Below are 1,628 nucleotides of genomic sequence, written 5' to 3'. Positions count from 1 at the left end.
GAACCATCTTTACCAAAACTTTATCTTCTAATTTAACATAATTTTCAATCTGCTGTACTCCGATGTTTTCCCTCACTCATATCCCTCCGCCAAACTTAATTGAGTTCTGATGTTTAGTAAACTGATAGATTGTCTTTTCCTTAAGCAACTAAACCAATATAGAAATAATGTATTCATTATGAAACTAGCACTTGTTTAATCCACTTTAATATCTCTTGATCATTTCTCTATCAAATTAAAAGTATAAAGGACAACAAATGAAAACGCTGTCGAAATATGAAAAAATTAAAAATGCTATTGATCTAAGATAAAGATTGATTAAACATTTTTGTTAAGATTCTTTTCTTATGCTAAAGGACGGCTTTAGTTTCATAACACATAGTGTATTGATAAATGATCAAACACTTTTATAAACCAAGATCATTACTAGTCGGGGCATGGCTTGTATATTCTTTTAGAGTGTGCTTTCTTATATTCAGGCAAAATATCGATTGTATCCATTTCATCATTGCTAGTACTAGCTTCAGTTTTTGCTTTAGCCATTTGTTTCAATCGTACGAGTTAAAGAAATTTCACTTTTACTTTAATTTATGGGGCAATACAGTTAGCAGTAATGCCATATTGCCCAAGTTCAAGAGCAATCGATTTTGTAAATCCAATGACGCCTGCGTTTCGAACTGGGCAGTTCAGATAGAAAAAATGTATTATTTTTCTTGAATAGGAAAAAATATATATATAACTAAATCTCGAGAAGGAGGATACAAATGGAAGTAAGTATGAGTGTTGAAGAAGTCGTGAATCAAATTTCTGAATTAGTAGAAAAAGAAGGGAAGCCACCTCGGAAGAAAGAGGTAAAGAAGTCAGATCCAGAGTTAATGAAAAATGCATTGTATTATTTTCCCAGTTGGGATAATGCAGTAGAACATAGCATTGGATCTTAACCATAAACGATACGTAAACATTTATTTTCCAAATTGGGGGATAATCATTTCGCTTATGTAAAAGTTACAAATGTGTTGGATCCAACCCCAGAAGCTACCTGAGTAGAAAAGGGAGTTTTTGTGGATTTTAGAAAGACGTTGGTAATGTTGACCAAACTTCTATAAGGGGTCCCACCATCTTTTTGGCTAAAATGTACGCTAAGCGTTGAATCCTTGGTATAACAACAAAGTACCAATAACGTTCGTTTATGGTACTGTTCAAGATAAGCTTAATCCGGTATGGAAATTAGTGCCAAAAGGCATTTCAAAATCAAAGTGCCTTTATGGAAATGCCTTAGCGTACGGAAATTCATCATTTTCATTGTCGAATAATACTTAGCGTACAGTATAACTGCTATCAAAATTTAGCCCATTTGAGTCTGATTATTTCTATGGTAGTGAATTCAAAGCAAGTGAAGTTTTTAACATTGTCCTAGAAGTCTTTCTCAACGGTTGTTTAACAAAAGGAATATCTGAAGAGATAATAGACGACATGAATAAACCGTTTTGAATGAATTGATTCAAAGCGGTTTATTCATGCTTCTAGTTAATATCCGCGTTTCCGATCTACCAATCCATGTAACGGCTGTTCACTTAAAAATCGCTTTAAATTTCCAATAAAAAAACTGCTTACGCCTTCAATAGTAC

Annotated in this window: 1 protein-coding gene; it reads left to right on the top strand. The window is 33.2% G+C overall.

The window, feature by feature from the left end; translation table 11 throughout:
* Positions 1 to 764: 764 nt before the first annotated feature.
* On the top strand, positions 765 to 941 hold the full coding sequence (locus tag AC1DUW_RS28075) for a homing endonuclease associated repeat-containing protein (protein ID WP_162878869.1): 177 nt from the start codon (positions 765 to 767) through the stop codon (positions 939 to 941).
* The last annotated feature ends 687 nt before the right edge of the window (positions 942 to 1,628 follow it).

This window comes from Peribacillus sp. P4_C12 (genome assembly GCF_056402095.1).
The sequence above is the reverse complement of the archived record's forward strand: the minus strand, read 5'-3'. Positions and strand labels throughout refer to the sequence as shown.